Here is a 13,537-nt window from a genome sequence, read left to right as displayed (position 1 = left end):
GAAGCCCGCCTTGAAGGCGGGCTTCTTGTCGCGCCGGATCGCAGCGATCAGGCGGCTTCGGCCGGGGCCGGGTTCGCCGTGTTGGGCGAGAAGCTCGGCGCTTCGACGTAGAACTGCTTGAACCAGTGACGGAACTGGATCACCGGGCCGTCGCCGTCGCAGAGCAGCGGGTTCGGGCGGTACTTCTTGTTGTTCCAGACGATGAAGTCGACGCTCTCGAAGCCCGCGCTCTCCTCGCCCTCGGCCGCGCCGATCATGTGGTCGATGACCTTGCGGGAGGCGTGCAGCTCACGGGTGCCTTCCGCGTAGTCAACGTGGCGGAAGGACATGTTCATCTGCGTCTTGTCCTTGGTCAGCGGCACCGTGTAGGACATCATCGTGGCGGTGATGCCTTCCTGGTTGAAGCGCAGCACGTTCAGGCCCGGGCCGTAGGACTTGCCCACGATGTAGCCCTGGCCGATGTTCAGCGTCATAACCGGGCCGTCATAGGTCGCCTCGACGGGCGGGATGATCGGCGCGTTGTGCAGGAACTTGAGATGCGCGGTGTCGACGCCGTTCTCGGCGATCTCCTGCACGCAGGTGTTGGCGGTCCAGCTGCCGCGGCGGTTGCCGGCGTAGCCGGTGGCGTCTTCCATCTCCGGGATGTACGGCAGCTCGAAGCTCGGCGCCTCGCAAGCCGGGTGGTGCCAGCACCAGATCATGCCGTACTTCTCCACTACCGGCAGGGTGCGGAGGATCGGCTGCAGGTTGGTGATGGGCGGCTTGCGCTTGCCGTAGGGCACGGACTTGCACCAGCCCTCGGTGTTGTACTCCCAGTGATGGAACGGGCAGCGCAGGTGCTCGCCGCAGACCTTGCCGCCGTGGCCCATGTGGGCGCCGAGATGCGGGCAATAGGGGTCGCTCATGCCGGCCACGCCGCTCTCGGTGCGGAACACCACCCACTCCTGGCCGAGCATTTCGACGTTGCGCAGCTCGCCGGGCTTGAGGTTTTCGGAAAAGTCGACGAAGAACCAGCCGACCGGAATCGGGAACGGCGCGCGCTCCAGGTTCTTGGATTCGAGCAGAATCTTGAGGTTGATGGGTTTGCTCACGGTTATCTCCTGCAGATCTAACGCGCCGGGGCGCACCTGAATGACTTCCCTGTCATGCCTTGTGAAAAAGCCAACAGTGGGGTGATTCTGAGGATGCTACGAAACACCCTTCCGGGCCTTCTTAGAATGCATCTTGCGCTTTCATGAAATTTAGGGCATGCATGCCGCTCGGACCCGAGGGACGGCCCGCCACCCCTCCCGGAATCCCCGCCTGAACGGAAACGACCGATGCGCAAAGCTGCTGCCTGGACCCTGGGCCTGATCGCCGTGTTCGGCGCGCTGTACTGGTGGTACGCGGCCGACAGCCGCATGCCGGCGGACGCCGATTTCCCGCTGGATATCGCGGAGTTGCGCCGGCTGGCCGGCAGCCTCCCCGGCGACCTGCCGCGCGAGATCCGCTACGAGAAGGTCACCGCCTTCAGCTTCCCCGGGGCGATGATCGCCGCCGGCGACGGCTGGGCGACGCAGGAAATGCCGATCTACGCCTACCAACTGGTCTACCCGGACCGCACGGCGATGATCGATTCCGCAATGCCCCGCGACCTGGCCAAGCCGGAATTCATGGTCCCCTACTACGACGAGGCCGCCTACGGCCGCGTCAGCGCCGCGCTGGAGAAGGCAGCGTTCATCCTGATCACCCATGAGCACAGCGACCACAGCGGCGGCGTGCTGCAGCACCCGCGCCTGGCCTCGCTGCTGCCGGCCCTGCGCCTGACCCAGGTGCAGCAGGACCATCCCCAGTACATGAAGCCGGCGGTGGTGCCGGAAGGCTCCTTGGCCAACTACCAGCCGCTGCGCTATGAAGGCGCCGCCGCCATCGCCCCCGGCGTGGTCGCCGTGGCGGCACCGGGGCACACGCCGGGCAGCCAGATGGTCTACGTGAAGCTGGCCGATGGCCACGAACTGCTGTTTCTCGGCGATGTGTCATGGAAGCATGGCAACATCGAGCGGCAGCGGGAGCGCCCCCGCTTCGTGACCGAATGGCTGATCGGTGAAGACCGCCATGCCGTGTTCGGACAGCTCAAGGCGCTGCACCTGCTGGCCCAGCGTGAGCCGGCCATCAGGCAAGTGCCGGGGCATGACGCCGAGGTCGTTGCGGAACTGACGGCCGAGGGCTACCTGAAACCAGAATTCATTCGAACAGGCAATCCATGAGCAGAACCGTACTCATCACCGGAGGCAACAGCGGCATCGGCTACGAAATGGCGCTGGCGCTGGCCAAGGGCGGTAATCGCATCATCATCGCCGCGCGAGACGAAGCCAAGTCGGCCGCTGCCGTGGAGAAGATCAAGGCGGCGAGCCCAGGTGCCCAAATTGCCGCTGTGAAGCTCGATCTGGCCGACTTCGCGCAGATCGACCGCTTCGCCGACTACCTGCTCAAGCGTGTTCCGACGATCGACGTGCTGATCCTGAATGCCGGCATGTACACGACCAAGCTGCAGACCCTGCCCAGCGGCTACGAAGCAATGATCGGCGTCATGCATTTTGGTCACTTCCGCCTGGCCCAGCGCCTGCTGGACGCAGTCGTGGCGGCACCGCAGGGGCGCATCATCGTGACCAGCTCCATGATGCACAAGCTGGGACGCATCGACGCCCGCAGCTTCACCAAGCCGAGCAAGCATCTCACCAGCATGCACGCCTACGGCCAGGCCAAGCTGGCCAACCTGCTCTTCGTCCGCGAGTTGGCCCTGCGCCTGAAGAATACCCGCGTCACCGTCAACGCCTTTCACCCTGGCGCCGTCGCCACCGACATCTACCGCCAGCTTCCGGCCCCACTGGCGCGTCTGATGAAAGCCTTCATGCTGACACCCCAGCAGGGCGCGGACACCGCCGTCTGGATGGCAACGGACGACAAGTTCAGGACCGTGACCGGAAAGTACTACGTCAACCGCAGCCGCCGGCACGGCAGCAGCACCAGCCGTGACATGGACGTCGCCGCGCGGCTCTGGCGACTCAGCGAAAAAGCCATGAAAGCCACCTGATCGGGCTGAAGCTCCAGCAGGGGTAGACGAACCACCTATGGCGCGGCGAGGCCGTGCTTGATGCGGCTCAGCGACTCCGGCGTGACGCCCAGGTAGGACGCCACGTGCAGGGCTGGCGTCTCCGCAACGATCCGCGGCTCCATGGTCTGGCAGAAATAGCGCCAGCGTTGCGCCGCGGACTTGTACTGGATAGTCAGCAGGCGCCGCTCCATCGACAGGTAATGGCGTTCCGCCAGCACCCGCCGCAGCGGCTCCCAGGCCGCGGCCGTATCCGGGCGCAGCATGCCCTCGAGCGACAGCCACCAGCCCTCGCAGTCGGCCAGGCACTGGATATGTTCCTGCGCCGGCTGCTGCGTGATCAGGCTGGTCAGGGGCAGCACCGCGCTGCCGTCGCAGATCAGGCGCAGGTTCACTTCCTTGTCGTCGAACAGGTAGTAGCTGCGTACCAGGCCGCGCGCCATGAAGAACAGCCGGCGGCAGACTTCGTCCGGGCGGAACAGGTGCTCGCCGCGCAGCACCCGTGCCGGCCGCGACATCCGCTGCAGTTCCCCGGCCTGTGCTTCATCCAGCGGCAGGTAACGACGCAGGGCGGCGACGAGGGCGGCCGGAGTCGGCATACTATCGCTCGCCATGGATCAGGACCTGAACCACATCACCGAGCTGCTGGAACGCTTCCTCGACGAGGAAGACCGCTCCGCGCTGGATGCCGCCTGCGCCATGGCGGCGGCGCGCAACACCGACATCGACGCGCCGCTGCGCTGGCTGCAGGCCTGCCGCGCACCTGAGGCGCGCAAGGACCTGGCGACACGCCGCCTGCGTGCCGCGCTGCGGCTGCCGGCGATGCCCGGCCCGCCCTGCCGGCCAGATCCGTTCTGAGTCGCCGCATTCAAGGCGAGGACTTCCACACCAGCTTGCCGCTGCGGTCGATGTAACCCCAGCGACCCTCGGCCTGGTTGAACCAGATGCGCGCCAGGCCGCCACTGAAGGGCTCCACCTGGCTTACGCCTTCCAGCGGCCCGATCACCAGCTCGCCAGCCGCATCCACGTAGCCGTATCCCGCGCGGGGCACCAGCACCGCGGCACGGCCCTCCGAGAAGGGCTCGGCTTGCTGGAAGCGGGCGGCACCGACCGGGTTGCCGACGGGGTCGACATATCCCCACTGGTGATTGCGCACATCCCCCACCGCCACGGCGGCGCGCCCCTCGCTGAATTCCCTGGCGTGGAAGAACTGTGGCGCAACGGCAAAGTCACCCTGCGGATCGAGATAGCCCCAACCCTTGCCTTCGGCGCGCGCCGGTGCACGGTCCTCGCGGTAGTCGGCCCCCACTCGGTACTCCTTCGAGGGCTCGATCACGATCTTGCCCTGACGGTCGATGTAGCCATGGCCCTCGCGCAGCTGCACCCGCGCGCGGCCTCCGGAGAAGTTGTAGGCGTAGTGGTACTGCGCCGGGATCGCGAACTGGCCCTGGCGGTCGATGTAGCCGTAGCCCTTGCCGGACACCAGCACCACCGCCAGGCCTTCCTGGAAGCGGAAGGGCTTGTTGAACTGCGGCTCGATCACCCACTTGCCGCTGCGGTCGATGCTGCCCCAGTGCCCCGCCACGGCCGCCAACGCCTGCCCCTCGCTGAAGGGCTCCACCTGGTCAAACTGCGGCGGTACCGCCACCGCACCGCTACGGTGCAGGTAGCCCAGCTTGCGCCCCATGCGGAACGGCGCCAACCCCTCGGAGAATGGTCCGGCGATCAGCGAAGCCAGGCTCACCTCCTGCGCGAACTCGCCGTTGCCGATGCCGACCTTGGCCAGCGGGGAAATGACGACCTTGCCGTCCACGTCGACCACGCTCACCTTGGAGCCTACGGCGGCAACCGCCAGGCCGTCGGAGAAGCGCAGCTCGCCGTCGTATTGCGGCTCGATCACGACCTTGCCGGTGGCGTCGATCGCGCCATGGCGGTCACCCTGGCGGATCGGAAAACGGCCCGGCGCCTCCGCCGCCCAGGCAGGCAGCAGCAGGCAGGGCAGCGAAGCGGCCAGCAGGCCCCATGCACATCTTGGCATCGATACATTCCCCTCAGCGTCTCGGGCGCCGCAGGCCGCAAGCATAAGCCGTTGTCGGCGTCCGCCGCTGCGGCTAGGCTATGGCCAAGACGGATCGACCCCAAGGGCGTGGTCGCAGCTCCGTCGCCAGCCTGACCCCAGCGGACAACGGCGTCCCCCATCGGGCATTGCCATGACTTCATCATCCGCTTGGAGAATCATCATGTATCGCAGCAAATCCCTGTTCGCCGCCCTGATCCTGGTCAGCGTGACCGCCGCCGCCAATACCGACCGTCCCCTGCCCGGAGCCGACATGATGGCGCCCGGCAGCAACGTCGTCGGCACTCCGGACTACGGCAAGGACGTCAAGATCACGGGCGCCACCGGCGCCATCTCGCCCGACAAGAACGGCGACGGCTTCCTCGACATGTCGGAGCTGGAACCGAACTCGCAGCTGGCCAAGCGCCTGGCCACGCGCGACGCCAATCGCGACGGCAAGCTGTCCCGCGACGAGTACTTCTTCAAGTAAGCCCGCGGAGGGACGGCGCGGCACCCCCGCTCCGTCCCTCCATCGCCACCGCTGCGGTTAAGATCGGCGCATGACCTCGCTCGATCTCGACTTCGTCCGCACCCAGTTCCCCGCCTTCGCCGAGCCCACATTGCGCGACCAGGCCTTCTTCGAGAACGCCGGGGGTTCCTATGCCTGCCGCCAGGTGATCGACCTGCTGGGCGATTACTACCGGCGCCTCAAGGTACAGCCCTACTACTCCTACCCCGCTTCCATCGAGGCCGGCGCCTGGATGGACGCCTCGCACGAGCGCCTGGCGGAATACCTGGGCGTCGGCGCCGACGAGTTGCATTTCGGCCCGTCCACTTCGCAGAACACCTACGTACTGGCCCAGGCCTTCCGCGGCCTGCTCCAGCCCGGCGACGAGATCGTCGTCACCACCCAGGACCACGAAGCCAACGGCGGCGTCTGGCGCCGCCTGGCGGCGGAAGGCTTCGTGCTGCGCGAGTGGCAGGTGGACCCTGCCAGCGGCGCGCTGGACCCCGACGCGCTGGATGCGCTGCTCAACGAACGCACACGCCTGGTCGTGTTTCCGCAGTGCTCCAACATCGTCGCGCAGTTGAACCCGGTGGCGCGGCTCACGGCAAAGATCCGGGCCGCCGGCGCGCTGTCGCTGGTGGACGGCGTCTCCTATGCTCCGCATGGCCTGCCGGACCTGCGTGCGCTGGGTGCGGACATCTACCTGTTCTCGCTGTACAAGACCTTCGGGCCCCACCAGGGCCTGATGGTGCTGGGCCGCGAATTGCTGGACCGCCTCGCCAACCAGGGCCATTTCTTCAACGCCTCGCTGCCGCGCAAGCGCCTGACGCCGGCCGGGCCCGATCACGCCCAGATCGCCGCCGCGGGCGGCATCGCCAGCTACTTCGATGCCCTGGACGCCCACCACCATCCCGGCGCGGCGCTGATCGGGCGCGCGCAACGCATCCGCGCACTGCTTCATGACGCCGAAGAGCCACTGCTGGCGCGCCTGCTCGACGGCCTGGGGCAGATCAAGGGGCTGCGCATCCTCGGGCCCACCGACGCCAGTCAACGCGCGGCCACGGTGGCCGTGCAGGTCATCGGGCAATCGCCCGCAGCGCTGGTACCGGCGCTGGCACAGCGCGGCGTACTCGCCGCCGCGGGCCATTTCTACGCCGTGCGGCTGCTGCAGGCGATGGGGCTGGACCCGAAGCAGGGCGTGCTGCGCCTGTCGTTCCTGCACTACAACTCGACGCAGGACATCGAGCGCTTGCTGAGGGCGCTGGACGAACTCCTGACCGCCTGACGTTCAGCCGTCGTTCGGTTTGGGATGGCAAGATGCCTGCAGCATCCCGTCACCCATCGACGGAAAAGGGGCTCACATGCGTCTTGGAATGATCGCGTTACTGGCTGGCTTGGGGCTGGCATCCACGGCGAGCCTGGCCGCCGATACCGGGGCCATCGTGGGTGGCGCCATCGGCGGCGGCGCCGGCGCTGCGATCGGCGACAGCATAGGCGGCCGCAACGGCGCCATCATTGGCGGTGCCATCGGCGGCGGCGCAGGAGCCGCGATCGGCTCCCGGCCGGAGCCCTCCAAGACCGTGATCGTGCATGAGCACCGCAAGGGCGATAACGGCAAGCATCGTGGCCACCGCAAGCACAAGCATAAGCACCACGACTGATCTCCCTGTACGTCGCGTGTCCAAGGGCGCCGGCATGCCGGCGCCTTTTTCGTTGCTGGCGACGCAATGCATCCTGCGGGAAGGCCACGAAGGCCCGGACCGGCGCCATGTGCCCCGGGCAGACGAGCAGGGGCGCCCGAGGTGTGGACGGCAAGGCCGTGCCCGTCAGCCACGGGGCTCTTCCTTCCGGAGGTCCATGGCGCCGGGTTACGCTGTCGCATGCCTCAGGAGTTCGTATGCGCTACGCCCAACTCTCGCCCGCCAAGGTCCGCTTCTGGGCCAGCCTCGATGCCGCCCTGGCCTGGATGGCGATCCCGCCGCTGGCGCCGCAATTCCTGGCGCTGACCTACTGGCTAAACGGACTGCTCGGCGGCACGGCTGCCGCTCCATCGCTGGCCGAGCCCATGCACCTGCTGTTCGTGAGCCTCAGCGGCGCCCTGATCGGCACCTGGGCCCTGGCGCGGCTGCTGCACCCGGTAGGCCTGCTCGGTGTGATCGACGGCTGGGCGCGCCTGTATGTGGCGGCGGTGCTGGCCTGGGTGATCCTCGTGGCGGGCGGCCCGCCGGTGCTGTGGCTGTTCGTGTTCACCGAGGCCGCCGGCAGCGTCAGCCAGTTGCGTGCCGCCTACGCCCGGCCCGCCGCATGAAGGAGCTGCCACCCTGGAAGCGCGACAAGCCGGCGGGCAAGAGCCTGCCGTTGACGCCGGAACAGAAGGCGGCGGCCAAGGAGCGCGCCGAGCGCAACGGGCGGCGCTATCCCAACCTGGTCGACAACATGTGGGCCGCCCGCCAGGCCAAGGCCGGCAAGATCTGATGCGGCCGGGAACCAGCCCAGGCAGCGGCGCGGCGGAAGCGCCCACGCAGGAACGCTGCAGCATCGCCGAGCTGTCAAACACGCCGGACGATCCCGGGCTGTCGGTCGCGCGTGCGCGCGTGACGCCTGGCGTCACCACGCGCTGGCACCGCCTGGACGGGATCGCCGAGCGCTACGTCATCCTGGAGGGCCGCGGCCGCGCCGAGATCGGCGGGCTGCCGCCGCAGGAACTGCTACCGGGCGACGTGCTGCGCATCGCGCCGGGTCAAGCACAGCGCATCACCAACACCGGCAGTGAAGATCTCGTGTTCCTGGCGCTGTGCACACCGCGCTTCCGCTGGGACGTCTACGAGGACATCGACGACGCGATGAGTGCCGTCTAGGGCAGCACGCCCGCCGGCACCTGCGGCTCGTTGGAGGCCAGCGCGGCGCCGGCAGTGTCGGGCGCCTCATGGCCGGAGGTCAGCGGACACTGCGCGTAGCCATTGGCCCCGGCCCAGGCCGGGTCCGGATACCAGGCGAACACGAACTGGCCGTCCTTGAGCGTGTCGATCAGCTTCTGCGCCACGGCCGGGCGTACCGCCGGACAGCCCCAGCTGCGTCCCAGGCGACCCTGCTTGCTGGCCATCTTGGCATCCACGTACTGCGCACCGTGCATCACCAGGGCCCGCGTATAGGCGCGGTCGTTGACGCCCGGCTCCAGGCCGGCCATGCGCAGCGAGTAGCCGTTGCGGCCTTCGTAGGCGCCCAGCGTGCGGAACGGACCGAGGCTGGAGGTCAGGCTGTCCGGGCTGTTCGAGAACCGGGTTGCAAGGTTCTCTCCCGAGTTCTTGCCGTGCGCCACCAGTTCGCGGAACAGCAGCTTTCGCGTCTTCAGGTCGAACACCCAGAGGCGCCGCTGAGTGGACGGCAGGGAGTAGTCGATGACCCCGAGATGCTGCGCAGGCGTCATGCCGGCCGCCACGGCGCAGTCCAGCGCCGACAACGCGGCCTTCAGCGCCTTCGGGTTGATGTCCGGCGCGGCGCGGCGCAGGGCCTCGGCCGGCGGCGCAGCCTGGACCACCCTGGCGGCCACGAGCAGGAAAACGGCGGCGAGACACTGCCTGACAAGGGGATACGGCATGGCGGCATGGTAGCCGGCCCCGCGGACAGGGCAAAATCGCGCCGACAAGCGGGCGTCCCCAGCCCGCGCAACGACAGGGAGCGTCATGGGCATGACCATTTTCCGCCGCGGCTTCGCGGCGCTGCTGCTGGCAGGTGCCTGCATTTTGCCCGCCCAGGCTCAGGGCCTGAGCGAGGCCATCCGCGAGCGCGTGGAGCAACTGCGTGACGCCGGCCCCGCCGGCCCCAAGCTGGAGGGCGTCTCCCTGACCGAGGGCATCGCGCGCTTCTACGAGCGCCGCGACTTCGCCCCGGCCTGGAACGATCGGGCCCGCCAGGAAGCGCTGGTCGCCGCGCTGCGCGGCGTCACAGACGACGGCCTGGACCCGCGCGACTACGCGCTGGAGTCGGTCGAGAAGGGGCCGGCCTCGGCGGACCCTTCGAGCATCGCCGCCTATGACCTCGCCACCACCCGCTCCTACCTGCTGGCGCTGGCGCACCTGTTCCGCGGCAAGGTCAACCCCGCCAGCCTCGACGCGCAGTGGAACTTCGCCACGCGCAGCATGACCCCGGACGAGGCCCTGGGCTACATGGTGGAGGCGGTGCGCAGCGGCAACATCGCCGCCGTCTTTGACGGCGCCCGGCCCACGCACACCGCCTACGCGCGCTTGCGCGCCGCCCTCAAGCGCCTGCGTGCGGTGGAAGCGGCCGGCGGCTGGGCCCCGATCCCCGCCGGCGCCTCGCTCAAGCCCGGTATGGACGATCCGCGCGTGGCCCTGCTGCGCAAGCGCCTGGCCGCCACCGGCGACATCGCGGCCGCCGACGACAACGGCGCCACGCTCTACGACGCGACGCTGGAGGCCGCGGTCAAGCGCTTCCAGCAGGAGCAGTATCTCGACACCGACGGCGCCATCGGCCCGGGCACGCGCACGGCATTGAACGTGCCGGTGGCGCGGCGCATCGACCAGGTGCGCGCCAACCTGGAGCGCGGCCGCTGGCTGCTGCACGAACTGCACGACGACTTCGTGCTGGTGGACATCGCCGGCTTCCACATCAACCTGTTCCGCAACGGCGAATCGGTGTGGTCCTCGCGCGTGCAGGTGGGCAAGCCCTTCCGCAGCACCCCGATCTTCAAGTCCGAGATCACCTACCTGACGCTGAACCCTACCTGGACCGTCCCGCCGACGATCCTGCGCGAGGACGTGCTGCCGAAGGTGCGGCGCGACCCGGGCTACCTGGCGCGCAACCGCATCCGCGTGTTCGACGCCGCCGGCCAGGAACTGGACGCCAAGCAGGTCAACTGGGCCAAGCCCGGCGCCGTCACGCTGCGCCAGGATGCCGGCGAAGGCAACTCGCTGGGCCGTGCGGTGATCCGCTTCCCCAACCCCTACGCCGTGTACCTGCACGACACGCCGCACCGCGAACTTTTCGGCGCCAGCCAGCGCGCCTTCAGCTCCGGCTGCATCCGCGTGGAGAACGTGCTGGAACTGGTGCGCCTGCTGCTCAATGACCCGGCCTGGGACCAGGCCGGCCTGGACAAGGCCCTGTCCGAGCCCACCACGCGCAGCGTCAAGCTGGCCAAGCCGCTGCCGATCCTGCTGGCCTACTGGACCATCGACGTGCCCGAGAGCGGCCGGATCGGCTTCAAGGCCGATATCTACGACCGCGATCCGGCCCTGGTGCGCGCCCTGGCCGAGCGGCCAAAGCTCTAGACCTTACAGGTGACTATAGTCCCGGCCATGAGTACCGAATGCGTCATCTACCGCTGCGGTCGCCAGGATGAGATGTACCTCTACCTGCGCGCCGACCTGGCCCCGGAAACCCTGCCCGAGGCGCTGCGGCGCCTCACCGGCAAGCTCACCGAGGCCATGCGCCTGAGCCTGTCGCCGGAGCGTCGTCTGGCGCGCGTGGACGTGGCGCAGGTGCTGGAGAAACTGGTGGCGCAGGGCTACTACATCCAGATGCCGCCGGACGGCCTGCTCAAGGCCAACCTGCACTTCGGCGACTGAGTCCCAGGGAAGCCCTGATTTAGTTGCCATTCGCCCTGAGCTTGTCGAAGGGGGTGAACGGCAACTAATTGACCGACCATGGGAGAAAGTCCGCTCATGCTTCGACAGGCCCAGCACGAATGGACTTTTTCAGCGGTTCCCCAGGGGCTCCTAGCCTTCGGCTTCCTCGCCGCGACGCAACTGCTGCTTGCCCTTGGCGATCAGTTCGCGCGCCAAGCGCTTGGGCAGGTGCATCTTCTCGGGCCGCGGCAGCGTGGTGGAATCGTCGATCAGGGCCTTGATCGCCAGTAGGCGATAGACCATCTCCTGCTCCGCCGCGGCCTTCAGTTCCTGCCCCGGCTGCAGCACGGTGGAAAAGACGTTGGCACCGGCCCCGTGGTTGCTGACCTCCCGTCCAGTTGCCGTGTCGTAGATCGCGATCCAGCGGACCTCGGGGGCCGGCCCACCCTCGCCCAGCGAGCCCGTGGTGCCGGCCGCCAGCGTGATCGCCACCGGCCAGGGCGTGTAGTTGGCGTAGATCGGTGTCCTGGGCGCCTTGGGCTGCCAGGTACGCTGCAGCGTGGCTTCCTGTGTGCACAGATCGATCGTCGACAAGCTCATCCGCGGGCTCCGGGTCGCGGCCAGCGCCGCTCGAAACGCATGATAGACCGCCCCAGGCGGCCACGGGGATATTCCGTCGCGGGCCGCATCGGGTTAGGCTGCGCGGGTCCACCGCAGACCCTTTCGAGGAAGCGCGACATGGCGACCCAGGTGCTGATCGACAATCCCTATGTCACGCTGTGGTTTCACACGAACGGCAAGATCGTGCATCACCGGATGCACAAGTTCATCGTCGAGTCGGTGTTCCGGGATTTCCTGGAAGCCGGCATGCTGGCGATGAAGCAATACGGTGCCTGCAAGTGGCTCTCCGACGACCGCAAGAACCCGGTGCTGGCGCAGACCCTGCACGACTGGGCACGCGATTCCTGGCTCCCGCGCACCCGCGACGCCGGCTGGAAGTACTGGGCTATCGTGGCGCCGGAGGATGAGCTCGGCCAGTGGACCATGCAACGCGCGGTGGACGACTACCGCGCCCAGGGCATCACCGCGAAGTACTTCAAGGACCCCGACGAAGCACTGAGCTGGCTGCAGGGCGTGGACCTGATCGAACCCGCCGCATGACGTCACTGCGCGGCAGTATCTTCCTCACCGGCGGTTCCGGTTTTCTCGGGCGCCAGTTGATCGTCGACCTGATGTCCGCGGGCTACAGCGTGCGCGCACTGGCCCGCTCCGAGCGCGCCGCCGCCACGGTACGCGCGCTCGGAGCCACGCCGGTGCCTGGCGATCTCGGTGAAGTGGACGCCATGCGCGAGGGCATGTCGGGCTGCCTCGCCGCGATCCACTCCGCGGCCAAGGTCGAGCAGTGGGGGCGCTGGGAGGATTTCCTGCGCGACACGGTGGATGGCACCGGCCATGTGATCGCCGCCGCGCAGTCCGCCGGGCTGCCACGCCTGCTGCACATCAGCACCGAGGCGGTGCTGGCCGACGGCAAGGCCATCGTCGACGCCGACGAGACACGCCCCCTGCCCGCGCAACCCAACGGCTTCTATCCCCGCTCCAAGGGCATGGCCGAGCAGAAGCTGCTGGCCGCCAATGGCCGCGGCCTGGAAACGCTGGTGGTGCGGCCGCGCTTCATCTGGGGCAAGGGTGACACCACGCTGGCGCCCAAGCTGGCCGAGGCCGCGCGCGCCGGCTGGTTCTGGTTCGGCGGCGGCCGGCATCGCATCTCTACCTGCCACGTGCGCAACGTCTCGCACGGCGTGCTGCTGGCACTGGAGCGCGGCCGTGCCGGGGAGATCTACTTCCTCACCGACGGCGCTCCGGTGGCCTTCCGCGACTTCATCGGCCGCCTGATCCGCAGCCAGGGTGTGGAGCCCGGCGAACGCGATGCGCCGCTATGGCTGGCCGACACCCTCGCCGCTCTTGGCGAAGCGGCGTGGACGCTGCTACCCCTGCGCGGCGAGCCACCCCTGACCCGCAGCGCCCTGAATCTGTTCTTCCGCGAAGTCACCGTGCGCGACGACAAGGCCCGACGCGAGATCGGCTACCGTCCCGTGGTCAGCGTCGAAGAAGGCCTGCGCGAGCTGGAATCCTCACCCCACTAACCCACAAGCAGCGCCAAGGGTCGCGGAGAACCCGTCGCGAGTGCGCCGAGGTTGACCAACCAGCAACGCCAAGAGCGGTGCAGAGGGCGTCGCGAGCAGGCCCGAGGCTGCAGCCGCGACGCACAGCCGTACAAAAGTATGGCGAGCGTTGCG

Annotated in this window: 18 protein-coding genes; 13 read left to right on the top strand and 5 right to left on the bottom strand. The window is 68.2% G+C overall.

Translation table 11 applies throughout. From position 1 onward, the window contains the following. Positions 1 to 47: 47 nt before the first annotated feature. Entirely contained in the window at positions 48 to 1,091 is a 1,044-nt protein-coding gene (locus QT386_RS13770) for a Rieske 2Fe-2S domain-containing protein (protein ID WP_289274354.1), read from the bottom strand. Positions 1,092 to 1,319: 228 nt separating this feature from the next. Between QT386_RS13770 and QT386_RS13765 the strand changes: the two genes are divergently transcribed. Continuing rightward, positions 1,320 to 2,246 (top strand): MBL fold metallo-hydrolase, encoded by a 927-nt coding sequence (locus QT386_RS13765; RefSeq protein ID WP_289274353.1) that lies wholly within the window; start codon positions 1,320 to 1,322, stop codon positions 2,244 to 2,246. Further along, positions 2,243 to 3,073 (top strand): SDR family oxidoreductase, encoded by an 831-nt coding sequence (locus tag QT386_RS13760; RefSeq protein WP_289274352.1) that lies wholly within the window; start codon positions 2,243 to 2,245, stop codon positions 3,071 to 3,073. The genes QT386_RS13765 and QT386_RS13760 overlap by 4 nt, the downstream gene beginning before the upstream one ends. Positions 3,074 to 3,108: 35 nt before the next feature. Here QT386_RS13760 and QT386_RS13755 read toward each other — a convergent pair whose 3' ends face one another. After that, on the bottom strand, positions 3,109 to 3,690 hold the full coding sequence (locus tag QT386_RS13755; RefSeq protein WP_289274351.1) for a Crp/Fnr family transcriptional regulator: 582 nt from the start codon (positions 3,688 to 3,690) through the stop codon (positions 3,109 to 3,111). A 13-nt stretch (positions 3,691 to 3,703) separates the two neighbouring features. Between QT386_RS13755 and QT386_RS13750 the strand changes: the two genes are divergently transcribed. Next, a complete protein-coding gene (locus QT386_RS13750; protein WP_289274350.1) occupies positions 3,704 to 3,949 on the top strand; it encodes a hypothetical protein in 246 nt (81 codons plus the stop codon). 10 nt (positions 3,950 to 3,959) lie between these two features. Here QT386_RS13750 and QT386_RS13745 read toward each other — a convergent pair whose 3' ends face one another. Further along, the gene (locus QT386_RS13745; RefSeq protein WP_289274349.1) at positions 3,960 to 5,129 is read right to left on the bottom strand and encodes a WG repeat-containing protein; all 1,170 of its coding nucleotides are present in this window, start codon (positions 5,127 to 5,129) and stop codon (positions 3,960 to 3,962) included. A 202-nt stretch (positions 5,130 to 5,331) separates the two neighbouring features. On the opposite strand from QT386_RS13745, the gene QT386_RS13740 reads away from it, so the two are divergent. From QT386_RS13740 to QT386_RS13715, 6 genes are all read left to right on the top strand, one after another. After that, positions 5,332 to 5,637 carry a hypothetical protein gene (locus tag QT386_RS13740; protein ID WP_289274348.1) on the top strand — a complete coding sequence of 102 codons (306 nt, stop codon included), beginning with the start codon at positions 5,332 to 5,334 and terminating at the stop codon, positions 5,635 to 5,637. Between the two features lie 70 nt (positions 5,638 to 5,707). Beyond that, on the top strand, positions 5,708 to 6,940 hold the full coding sequence (locus tag QT386_RS13735; protein ID WP_289274347.1) for an aminotransferase class V-fold PLP-dependent enzyme: 1,233 nt from the start codon (positions 5,708 to 5,710) through the stop codon (positions 6,938 to 6,940). Positions 6,941 to 7,028: 88 nt separating this feature from the next. Next, entirely contained in the window at positions 7,029 to 7,316 is a 288-nt protein-coding gene (locus tag QT386_RS13730; RefSeq protein WP_289274346.1) for a hypothetical protein, read from the top strand. Between the two features lie 236 nt (positions 7,317 to 7,552). Then, entirely contained in the window at positions 7,553 to 7,963 is a 411-nt protein-coding gene (locus tag QT386_RS13725) for a hypothetical protein (protein ID WP_289274345.1), read from the top strand. Continuing rightward, positions 7,960 to 8,130 carry a hypothetical protein gene (locus tag QT386_RS13720; RefSeq protein ID WP_289274344.1) on the top strand — a complete coding sequence of 57 codons (171 nt, stop codon included), beginning with the start codon at positions 7,960 to 7,962 and terminating at the stop codon, positions 8,128 to 8,130. Before QT386_RS13725 ends, QT386_RS13720 begins: the two co-directional genes overlap by 4 nt. Beyond that, the gene (locus tag QT386_RS13715) at positions 8,130 to 8,513 is read left to right on the top strand and encodes a cupin domain-containing protein (RefSeq protein WP_289274343.1); all 384 of its coding nucleotides are present in this window, start codon (positions 8,130 to 8,132) and stop codon (positions 8,511 to 8,513) included. Before QT386_RS13720 ends, QT386_RS13715 begins: the two co-directional genes overlap by 1 nt. On the opposite strand, the gene QT386_RS13710 is transcribed toward QT386_RS13715, so the two are convergent. After that, on the bottom strand, positions 8,510 to 9,253 hold the full coding sequence (locus QT386_RS13710; RefSeq protein ID WP_289274342.1) for a murein L,D-transpeptidase catalytic domain family protein: 744 nt from the start codon (positions 9,251 to 9,253) through the stop codon (positions 8,510 to 8,512). The genes QT386_RS13715 and QT386_RS13710 overlap by 4 nt on opposite strands. Positions 9,254 to 9,344: 91 nt before the next feature. Between QT386_RS13710 and QT386_RS13705 the strand changes: the two genes are divergently transcribed. Together QT386_RS13705 and QT386_RS13700 are read left to right on the top strand one after the other, a co-directional pair. Beyond that, complete coding sequence (locus tag QT386_RS13705; RefSeq protein WP_289274341.1) at positions 9,345 to 10,943, top strand: murein L,D-transpeptidase; 1,599 nt, start codon at positions 9,345 to 9,347, stop codon at positions 10,941 to 10,943. A gap of 27 nt (positions 10,944 to 10,970) precedes the next feature. After that, positions 10,971 to 11,240 carry a YcgL domain-containing protein gene (locus tag QT386_RS13700; RefSeq protein WP_289274340.1) on the top strand — a complete coding sequence of 90 codons (270 nt, stop codon included), beginning with the start codon at positions 10,971 to 10,973 and terminating at the stop codon, positions 11,238 to 11,240. 150 nt (positions 11,241 to 11,390) lie between these two features. On the opposite strand, the gene QT386_RS13695 is transcribed toward QT386_RS13700, so the two are convergent. Beyond that, entirely contained in the window at positions 11,391 to 11,840 is a 450-nt protein-coding gene (locus tag QT386_RS13695; RefSeq protein WP_289274339.1) for a hypothetical protein, read from the bottom strand. 138 nt (positions 11,841 to 11,978) lie between these two features. Between QT386_RS13695 and QT386_RS13690 the strand changes: the two genes are divergently transcribed. Next, the gene (locus QT386_RS13690) at positions 11,979 to 12,401 is read left to right on the top strand and encodes a hypothetical protein (protein ID WP_289274338.1); all 423 of its coding nucleotides are present in this window, start codon (positions 11,979 to 11,981) and stop codon (positions 12,399 to 12,401) included. Next, positions 12,398 to 13,384, top strand: coding sequence for an NAD-dependent epimerase/dehydratase family protein (locus QT386_RS13685; RefSeq protein WP_289274337.1), 987 nt, complete (start codon positions 12,398 to 12,400; stop codon positions 13,382 to 13,384). Before QT386_RS13690 ends, QT386_RS13685 begins: the two co-directional genes overlap by 4 nt. Positions 13,385 to 13,537: the final 153 nt, after the last annotated feature.

Origin of the sequence: Solimonas sp. SE-A11 (genome assembly GCF_030345715.1) — a bacterium.
In the GTDB taxonomy this organism is placed as follows: Bacteria; Pseudomonadota; Gammaproteobacteria; order Nevskiales; family Nevskiaceae; genus Solimonas_A.
Note: the sequence above shows the minus strand (reverse complement) of the source record. Positions and strands in the feature narration are given on the sequence as shown.

What these genes read in the sequence shown, in the direction of transcription:
- QT386_RS13765 (WP_289274353.1), top strand. Translation starts at nt 1,320, where the DNA reads ATGCGCAAAGCTGCTGCCTGGACCCTGGGCCTGATCGCCGTGTTCGGC.
- QT386_RS13760 (WP_289274352.1), top strand. Translation starts at nt 2,243, where the DNA reads ATGAGCAGAACCGTACTCATCACCGGAGGCAACAGCGGCATCGGCTAC.
- QT386_RS13755 (WP_289274351.1), bottom strand. Translation starts at nt 3,690, where the DNA reads ATGCCGACTCCGGCCGCCCTCGTCGCCGCCCTGCGTCGTTACCTGCCG.
- QT386_RS13750 (WP_289274350.1), top strand. Translation starts at nt 3,704, where the DNA reads ATGGATCAGGACCTGAACCACATCACCGAGCTGCTGGAACGCTTCCTC.
- QT386_RS13745 (WP_289274349.1), bottom strand. Translation starts at nt 5,129, where the DNA reads ATGCCAAGATGTGCATGGGGCCTGCTGGCCGCTTCGCTGCCCTGCCTG.
- QT386_RS13740 (WP_289274348.1), top strand. Translation starts at nt 5,332, where the DNA reads ATGTATCGCAGCAAATCCCTGTTCGCCGCCCTGATCCTGGTCAGCGTG.
- QT386_RS13735 (WP_289274347.1), top strand. Translation starts at nt 5,708, where the DNA reads ATGACCTCGCTCGATCTCGACTTCGTCCGCACCCAGTTCCCCGCCTTC.
- QT386_RS13730 (WP_289274346.1), top strand. Translation starts at nt 7,029, where the DNA reads ATGATCGCGTTACTGGCTGGCTTGGGGCTGGCATCCACGGCGAGCCTG.
- QT386_RS13725 (WP_289274345.1), top strand. Translation starts at nt 7,553, where the DNA reads ATGCGCTACGCCCAACTCTCGCCCGCCAAGGTCCGCTTCTGGGCCAGC.
- QT386_RS13720 (WP_289274344.1), top strand. Translation starts at nt 7,960, where the DNA reads ATGAAGGAGCTGCCACCCTGGAAGCGCGACAAGCCGGCGGGCAAGAGC.
- QT386_RS13715 (WP_289274343.1), top strand. Translation starts at nt 8,130, where the DNA reads ATGCGGCCGGGAACCAGCCCAGGCAGCGGCGCGGCGGAAGCGCCCACG.
- QT386_RS13710 (WP_289274342.1), bottom strand. Translation starts at nt 9,253, where the DNA reads ATGCCGTATCCCCTTGTCAGGCAGTGTCTCGCCGCCGTTTTCCTGCTC.
- QT386_RS13705 (WP_289274341.1), top strand. Translation starts at nt 9,345, where the DNA reads ATGACCATTTTCCGCCGCGGCTTCGCGGCGCTGCTGCTGGCAGGTGCC.
- QT386_RS13700 (WP_289274340.1), top strand. Translation starts at nt 10,971, where the DNA reads ATGAGTACCGAATGCGTCATCTACCGCTGCGGTCGCCAGGATGAGATG.
- QT386_RS13695 (WP_289274339.1), bottom strand. Translation starts at nt 11,840, where the DNA reads ATGAGCTTGTCGACGATCGATCTGTGCACACAGGAAGCCACGCTGCAG.
- QT386_RS13690 (WP_289274338.1), top strand. Translation starts at nt 11,979, where the DNA reads ATGGCGACCCAGGTGCTGATCGACAATCCCTATGTCACGCTGTGGTTT.
- QT386_RS13685 (WP_289274337.1), top strand. Translation starts at nt 12,398, where the DNA reads ATGACGTCACTGCGCGGCAGTATCTTCCTCACCGGCGGTTCCGGTTTT.